A 7,553-nucleotide genomic window follows, 5' to 3' on the forward strand; every position below is an offset into this window, starting at 1 on the left:
AGCAGGAAGCCAGCAAGCGTGTGATGACCTTCCGCCTCAGGCAACTGCAGCGCCAGCTGCCTGTTGAGTTCGAAGATTTCCAGGTCCCCTGCCACCGACCAGCAGCCTTCGCCGAGTTTCTGCAGATCCTGGGCCGCCTCAAGGGAATCTTCTTCCTCTCCGACAATCTCGCTGGTGAGGTCGGCCACCGTGACCAGCCCCTCCGTACCACCATGCTCATCAACCACCACCAGCAGGGGCTGACCACTGCGAATCAGGGGCAGGAGCTCCGCCAGGGAAGTGCTCTCCTGCACCAGCGCCACGGGGGTGATGTAGGGAGCAAGGGGAGTGTCGGCACTGAGCATGCCCCTGGCAATGGGATCAGCAAGACGCCGCAGGTCAAGCACGCCACGCACGTCGTCGAGGGAGCTGCCGATCACCGGGAAGCGGGCGTGGGCGGTGTCATGAACCTCGCGCATCAGCTCGGCAAAACTCACATCCAGGGGCAGGGTGACCATGCCGGATCGGGGCACCATCACCTCCCGCACCAGGGTGTCCCTCAGCGAAAAGACTCCCTCCAAAATGTTGCGTTCGTCGGGCATCAGACCGGTGACGTTGCCGGTTTCGATCAAAGTTTCAAGCTCGCCAGCCGACAGGGCAGGCACCAGCTCATCCCAGTTACGGGGTAAGCCCAGCAGGTGCAGCAGCACACCGCTGCAACGCTCAATCAGGGAAAGCAAGGGGGCCAGATTGCGACTCACCGCAGCCAGCAACGGCGCCAGTCGCAGAGCCGAGCTTTCGGGACGATGCAACACCCAGGCCTTGGGTAGTAAGCCGCCCAGCACGGTGGCAAGCAAAACCAGTACAAGAAATAAACCGGCATCAAGCCAAACCTGGGGAATGGCTCCAACACCACTTTTGGCGGCCATAGCCATGCCGAGCTGTTCAGCCAAGCCGCGACCGGCCCAGCCCAATGCCACCAAAGCGAGCGCCGTACCCAGCTGGGTAGCCACCAGCACTCGCCGGAGCCGATGCTGCAGCTTGGCAACGGCTTGGGCACCGGGCTCACCCGCCTCCTGCAGTTGCTGCACCCGGCTAGGCCGCAGGCGAATCAGGGCGAATTCCCCAGCGGCAAAAAAAGCCAGCAGAGCCAGCAAAATGGCCAGCGCCAGGACTTGAATCACAGGAAGCTCCGCCAGGAGAGCCATCAGTGCCCTGACGATAGGGGTTGCTGGGCAATCAGACCGCAGGGGTTGATTGAACCAAGGTGAAATGGGGGTCCCGAGGATCGAACTCGGCTAAGGCGAATTATGAGTTCGCTGCATTCACCAGATTGCTAGACCCCCTCGCCAGCAGTGCTACCAGAGGCCGCGCACCGGAGCGCTGTAGCTGGCACCGCCATCCTGCCAGCTTGGGCCATCAGGCTGGGAGCCAGCGGATCCCAGGCTGCCGGAATAGCCGTTTGACACATCCCCCGTACGCCAGGGCATGGGATCACTCTGCTGCTGAAGTAACACTTGATAAGTATTTTCCACTGCCGTGCCATCCCAGATGATCGTTTGATCGGGGAAGCCGAAGCCCATCACCTTGGTGCCATCACCACCACCCATGGCGATGCCAAATAGATCGGTGATTTGATTGGTGAGGCTCACGCCGCGAGCAAAGGGTGCCGTGTAGCTGAAAAAGCGTTGCTCCATCAGCTGGGGCGTGGTCTGCACGACGCCACAGCGGGTAACTTCAACGGGTCCGGCAGCTCCCCCATTGAGTGCCTGCCCACCGCTGTTTGGGGCCTCCAAGGTCGTGGTACAAACCACTGGGCCCGCCGCTGCAGGGGTCGAGACCAAGGCTCCTACCAAAGACCAGGCTCCTACCAAAGAAAGTGCGCCTACGGCCAAACCCAAAGTGAACCTTAAGTTGGTGCCGTAAGCCATTGATCCCATCAGCCCAGGGCTGATCCTGTCGTGATGGTCGCAAACTAATCAACCAATCGAGAATGCACCAGATCTTGTCGACCGTTTCCCTGGCTGCCCCGTTATTCACTGCCAGCCCCGCAGAGATGCGCCTGGCCCTGCTTCCCCTGCTCGCCTCCCAGGCCTACCGCCACGGCAACTTCACCTTGGCCTCCGGGCGCAGCAGCCACCACTACGTCAATTGCAAGCCAGTCAGCCTCAGTGGTAGCGGCTTGGCCCTGCTCGGCGCCCTAATGCTCGAGCAGGTGGAAGCGGAAGCGCGGGCGGTGGCCGGCCTCACCCTGGGGGCAGATCCCCTGGTGAGCGCGGTGGCAATGATGGCTGCCTTGGTGGGCCGGGAGCTCAATGCTCTGATCGTGCGCAAAGAGGCCAAGGGCCACGGCACCGGTGCCTGGCTGGAGGGGCCGCTGCCTGAACCGGGAAGCACCATCACCGTGCTTGAAGACGTAGTCACCACAGGCGGATCTTCCCTAATGGCCGTGCAGCAGCTGCGTGAGGCTGGCTACACAGTGAACCGGGTAGTGACAATCGTGGATCGCCAGGAGGGGGGCGTCGAGGCGATGACGGCTGCCGGGCTCGAGCTGCGCAGCCTGTTTCTGCTGGACGAGGTGGCTGCCACCGCCGCGGACCTGGCCAACTCATGAGCTCCGATCCCTGGGGCTGGCAGCCCAGCGGCCCGTCTCGAACCGAACAAGCGGGCTACCTGATCCGCCTGGATGGCCCAGATTCGGGCAGATTTCTACACGGCCAAACCAGCTCGGCAATCGAAGGCCAGCAGCCCGGCAGCTGGATACCCAGCTGTTGCACCACCGCCACCGGTCGTCTGCGAGCCCTCGCTGAGGTGTTGGTGGATAGGGATGGGGCCTGGCTGCTGCTGCGCGGCGCTGATGGCACCGCCCTTTGGCAGGCCCTTGAGCGGGTGCTGTTCCCCGCCGATCGAGTGCAACTGGGTCCGGTAACTCCGGTGCGTTTGATCACGCCGCTTGGGGATGGCTGCGACGCCCTGCCCCAGGTTGCTGATGGGAGCTGGATTTCTCTAGAAGATGGCAGCGGTTGGTTGCTGGGCCGCCAGTTGGTCCTGCTGACAAACGCCGAGCTGCCCGCCTGGCTAGCCGATCGAGCGCCCCTGCCGGCCAGGGAGCAGCAGCGTTGGCGCATCCAGCAGGGGGTGCCGGAGGCCCCAGGTGAGATCAACGACGACACCAACCCCTTCGAAGTAGGGCTTGCCGACCGGGTGAGCCTCAGCAAGGGCTGCTACGTGGGCCAGGAAACCCTGGCCAAACTCGCCACCTACGACGGCGTTAAACAACAGCTGCGGCGCTGGTTCTGGCGCGGAACCCAGGATCCTGGAGAGCCAGGCACAGTCTTGACGGGCGGCGAGCCCAGCAGCCCCCGGGCGGGTCTGATCACCTCCAGCCTGGCCCTGGAAGATGGCCTCTGGATTGGCCTAGCCCTGGTGCGCCGCCAGTCGCTTCAACAAACCTGCCTGCGCGCCGGCCCCGATCCCGATGGCGCGCTGCTGGAGCTATCTCGCCCGCCAGCCTGCGTTGATCCACCGGTCGGTGCCGGCCGTAAATCCTGAATCTTCAGTCCTGAATCTGAAGTCCTGAAGCGTTAGGGCTGAGCCAGTAGCCAGCGCACCACTGCCCAGGTGGCCAGGCTGTCATCGCGGTTGTAGAGAAATATCCGCTGCAACTGATAGCGACTGGCCTGGCCCCGGCTACCGCCTTGGCGGTGCCATTGACGCCACTGGCGCCACCAAAGCAGGCAGCGGGCCCCATCTACCCCTTTCTGGCTCCAGGCAAAGCCCAGCCAGCCGGCCACCGTCTTGAGCCCGTAGCTGCTCACCGGCAGGCGCCAGTGGCGCCGCAGCCGGGCGTGCACATCCAACATCCTGCCCCGCAACCGGGCCAGCTCAGCCTCACTGGCCCCCTGGCGCTGGGCCAGGCGCACCAGGCCAATCACCTCGGTTTCGCCGTAATGCAACACCGGCCAATCGGGATAGCGGGCAAGCAAACGCTGCAATCGCTGCCAGAGGCGCTGCTCACCATGCTCCTGCAAGGCCAGCAGGGGCTGGTAGCGGGCGGACTGCTCTAGCCAGCCCCCCGCCCCGTCGCTCTCCAGCACCACAAAGCCGTGCAGGAAATCATCGCGGGCATCGGGATCGGATTCGATGTCGTAGAGCAACACACCAGGTGCTGCTGCCAACTCGGGCAAGACCGGCCCACGGCCAAGGCGCTGCGGCAGGCCAGAGGCCTGCACCCGGGCCTGGGCCACCAACTCAGCGGCAATCTCGCGGTGCTGCTCTCCGTAGGCGGCTAGGGCCTCGGCCAACAGCTCTGGATCGCGGGCAGCCAGGTCCGGCAGGCTGGTGACCCCCTGCTCCAGCAACATCTCGCGGCGCTTACCGCCGATGCCACTCACCTCGCTGAGATGCCCCATGGCGGCGGCCTCCTTATCGCAGACGCCTCGCCAGCTGCACAGGGTGCACTTTTTGCGATCGCTCACCAAGGGCGGTGGCGTGGACTGGGCAAGATCAGCGGCGAGACGCTGCAGGCTCTCATCGAGCTGGTGCTGCAGGCCGCTAGCCAATGCCAGGCGCTCCCGCTGCAGGAACCTGCCTTCACCGGCCACCACCAGACCATGGGGCACTGGTGCCTGCTGGTGCTCCGCCAACAGGCGCCCCCAAAGCGCCAGCACCACCCGAGCTTCGCGGGTTAGCCGTCGCCCCTGGCGAGCCAATACCGGCCGGTATGCATAGGCGCCCCAACGGCTTTGGCCAGCGATGCGCTCCAGCAGGGAGGGATGGGATTCCAATCGCACTCCCTGGGGACCAGCCCCCCGCAGCCGCAAGCCCACCACCCCAGCCGCCCCTGCGGCGCAGGCCGCCTCGCCGTGGCCCGGCCGCTGGGGCAGCAGGGTCTGAAAGCTGCGCAGCTGGTCGCTCAAGGCCAGAGCCCGGTGGGCATTCCACTGCCGCTCGCTGGCAACCCCAAAGCGATCCAGCCAGGCGCGGCGCCTGCATCGCAGCCAACTGCGCAGCAAGCGATCAGTGAGAGCCGGCTCGGGCCCTGAACATTCAATTTGGGGCCGGGAAGTCAATGCTGGCGTCCACAGACCCCGACGCTAGGGCTGGAGCGCCGCCGGCACCGCAGAATTGCCCCAGCTCGGCATGCCCCACCCCCCATGGCCTCAGCCCCCCTGCCCCTGGAGGCCAGCCCGATCGCCTTCGGCACCGATGGCTGGCGCGGCATCCTCGGCGTGGACATCACCCTGGATCGACTGCTGCCGGTAGCTGCCGCTGCAGCCCGGGAGCTGGCCCACTCCGCCCCCGAAGGCCTGAAAAGCCGCGAGGTGGTGATCGGCTACGACCGCCGCTTTCTGGCGCCCGAACTAGCTGAGGCGATCTGCAGCGCCGTTAGAGGTTGCGGCCTCGAGCCCCTGCTTTCGGCCACAGCCACACCCACCCCTGCCAGCAGCTGGGCCGTGGTGCAGCGCCAGGCCCTGGGCGCCCTGGTGATCACCGCCAGCCACAACCCGCCGGAGTGGCTCGGCTTGAAAATCAAGGGACCGTTCGGCGGCTCGGTGGAAGGTGACTTCACCCGCCGAGTTGAAACCCGCCTGGAAGCCGGTGGCATCACCGTGCCGATCCCGGGCGACCCCCAACGCTTCGATGCCCTGGGCACCTACGTGGCGGGCCTGCAGACCAAGGTGAACACTGCGGCCCTGGCGGCAGGCCTAGAGCGCCTGGGGCTCACGGTGATTGTCGATCCAATGCACGGCTCAGCAGCCGGTGTGCTGCCGGCCCTGCTGGGCGATGGGGCCAGATCCAGTGGCGTCATCCGCGAAATTCGGGCAAACCGGGACCCCCTATTTGGCGGCAACCCTCCCGAGCCCCTGGCCCCTTACCTGCAGAAATTGATCACGGCCGTAACCGCCAGCACCGCAGCTGGCCGGCCCGCCATGGGGATCGTGTTTGACGGCGACGGCGACCGCATCGCCGCCGTGGATGAGCGCGGCCGCTTTTGCAGCACCCAGCTGCTGATGCCCCTATTCATCGACCACCTGGCCCGGGCCCGCCAGCTGCCGGGCTGCGTAATCAAAACCGTAAGCGGCTCCGACCTAATGCAACTTGTGGCAGAAGGCCTGGAGCGCCAGGTGCTGGAAAAGCCCGTGGGCTTCAAATACATCGCGGCAGAGATGCTGAGCGGCGAGGTGCTGGTAGGCGGCGAAGAATCAGGCGGCGTGGGCTTCGGCATGCATCTGCCAGAGCGGGATGCGCCCTTTGCAGCCCTGCTGCTGATCGAAGCGCTGGTGGAGGGAGGCCTGCCCCTGGGGGAGCGAATCGATGCCCTGCAGCAGCGCTGCGGTGGGGCCGCCGCCTACGACCGACTCGACCTACGCCTGCCAGACATGGCAGCCCGCGAGCGGCTCGAAGCAAAGCTGGCCGCAGCACCGCCCAGCGAGGTGGCCGGCAGCCCCGTGCTGGAGGTGATCACCACCGATGGGGTGAAGCTGCGCCTGGGCCCCAGCCACTGGCTGATGCTGCGCTTCTCCGGCACCGAGCCGCTGCTGCGGCTCTACTGCGAAGCTCCCAGCGAAGCCCGGGTGGCTGAGGTGCTGGGCTGGGCCCGCCAGCTGGCGGAATCGGTCTGACGCCATGCACACAACAGATATGGTCTGCTCACCCGTCACCAAGCTGGTGATCGCCAGCGGCAATGCCGGCAAGGTGCGCGAGTTCCAGCACCTGCTGGCCGGACTCAACCTGGCAATTGAGGCCCAGCCCGATTGCTTGGAGGTGGAGGAAACCGGCAGCACCTTTGCCGAGAACGCGCGCCTCAAAGCGGTGGCCGTGTCCAGCGCCACCGGCTGCTGGGCCCTGGCCGATGACTCAGGGCTGAGTGTGCATGCCTTAGGCGGCGCGCCAGGCGTGCACTCAGCCCGCTACGCAAGCAGCGACGCAGCCCGTATCGCCAGGCTGCTGCAAGAACTGGAGGGCGCTACCGACCGCAGCGCCGAGTTCAGCGCCGCCCTGGCGGTGGCCGATCCGAGCGGCAGCGTGCGGCTGGAGGTGGAGGGCCGCTGCGCCGGCCTGATCCTGCCAACGCAGCGGGGTAGTGGGGGCTTCGGCTACGACCCCGTGTTTTTTGTGCCGCACACGGGGCTCACCTACGCCGAGATGGACAAAGGCCTCAAAAGCGAGATCGGCCACAGGGGCCGGGCTTTTGCCCAGCTGGAACCCCAGCTGGGCTCCCTGCTGGGCAGCTGATCAGGCAGTTGCAGACCAACTGCCGTGCAGCCCATAGGGAATGGCCAGGGGAAGCTCGAGCACGGCTTGCTCTGTCAAATCGGCAGCGTTGAGGATCACCAGATCCGTGGCGCAGCGAGCCCCGTTCCAAACCGGCACCAACACCCAGCCACTATCTTCTGCGGGACTGTCTTCGGCAGCACTGTCTTCGGCAGAGTTGTCTCCTGGTGAGTCACCAGTTAGACGGGAAACCATCACCGGTTCGGTGACAAAACCGCGAGGTGCCGCACTCCACACCAGGCGTTCGCCGGTCAGCAAGTCGAGATTCTCAATCGCCTGGAGCGGATCATTACCCC

At 65.6% G+C, this 7,553-nt stretch carries 8 protein-coding genes and 1 tRNA gene; 4 read left to right on the forward strand and 5 right to left on the reverse strand.

Features of this window, described 5'->3' with window-relative positions; all coding sequences use genetic code 11:
* The 3 genes from KBZ07_RS13490 to KBZ07_RS13500 all read right to left on the reverse strand — a co-directional run.
* A partial coding sequence (locus tag KBZ07_RS13490) for a hemolysin family protein (RefSeq protein WP_254932102.1) occupies window positions 1-1,160 on the reverse strand: 1,160 nt, incomplete at its 3' end.
* A 92-nt stretch (window positions 1,161-1,252) separates the two neighbouring features.
* Window positions 1,253-1,325, reverse strand: a tRNA-Ile gene (locus KBZ07_RS13495).
* Window positions 1,326-1,337: 12 nt separating this feature from the next.
* On the reverse strand, window positions 1,338-1,775 hold the full coding sequence (locus tag KBZ07_RS13500; RefSeq protein WP_315859528.1) for an Occludin/ELL family protein: 438 nt from the start codon (window positions 1,773-1,775) through the stop codon (window positions 1,338-1,340).
* A gap of 260 nt (window positions 1,776-2,035) precedes the next feature.
* On the opposite strand from KBZ07_RS13500, the gene pyrE reads away from it, so the two are divergent.
* Window positions 2,036-2,593 (forward strand): orotate phosphoribosyltransferase, encoded by a 558-nt coding sequence (gene pyrE, locus KBZ07_RS13505; protein WP_254932104.1) that lies wholly within the window; start codon window positions 2,036-2,038, stop codon window positions 2,591-2,593.
* Complete coding sequence (locus tag KBZ07_RS13510) at window positions 2,590-3,531, forward strand: folate-binding protein YgfZ (protein WP_254932097.1); 942 nt, start codon at window positions 2,590-2,592, stop codon at window positions 3,529-3,531. Before pyrE ends, KBZ07_RS13510 begins: the two co-directional genes overlap by 4 nt.
* A gap of 32 nt (window positions 3,532-3,563) precedes the next feature.
* Here the strand turns inward: KBZ07_RS13510 and KBZ07_RS13515 are convergent, their stop codons facing one another.
* A complete protein-coding gene (locus tag KBZ07_RS13515; RefSeq protein WP_254932098.1) occupies window positions 3,564-4,994 on the reverse strand; it encodes a TM0106 family RecB-like putative nuclease in 1,431 nt (476 codons plus the stop codon).
* A gap of 141 nt (window positions 4,995-5,135) precedes the next feature.
* Between KBZ07_RS13515 and KBZ07_RS13520 the strand changes: the two genes are divergently transcribed.
* Together KBZ07_RS13520 and rdgB are read left to right on the forward strand one after the other, a co-directional pair.
* Complete coding sequence (locus KBZ07_RS13520) at window positions 5,136-6,605, forward strand: phosphoglucomutase/phosphomannomutase family protein (protein WP_254932099.1); 1,470 nt, start codon at window positions 5,136-5,138, stop codon at window positions 6,603-6,605.
* A 4-nt stretch (window positions 6,606-6,609) separates the two neighbouring features.
* Window positions 6,610-7,218, forward strand: a complete 609-nt coding sequence (gene rdgB, locus KBZ07_RS13525) for an RdgB/HAM1 family non-canonical purine NTP pyrophosphatase (protein ID WP_254932100.1) — start codon at window positions 6,610-6,612, stop codon at window positions 7,216-7,218.
* On the opposite strand, the gene KBZ07_RS13530 is transcribed toward rdgB, so the two are convergent.
* A partial coding sequence (locus KBZ07_RS13530) for a carotenoid oxygenase family protein (protein WP_254932101.1) occupies window positions 7,219-7,553 on the reverse strand: 335 nt, incomplete at its 5' end.

It is taken from the genome of Cyanobium sp. BA20m-14 (assembly GCF_024346295.1).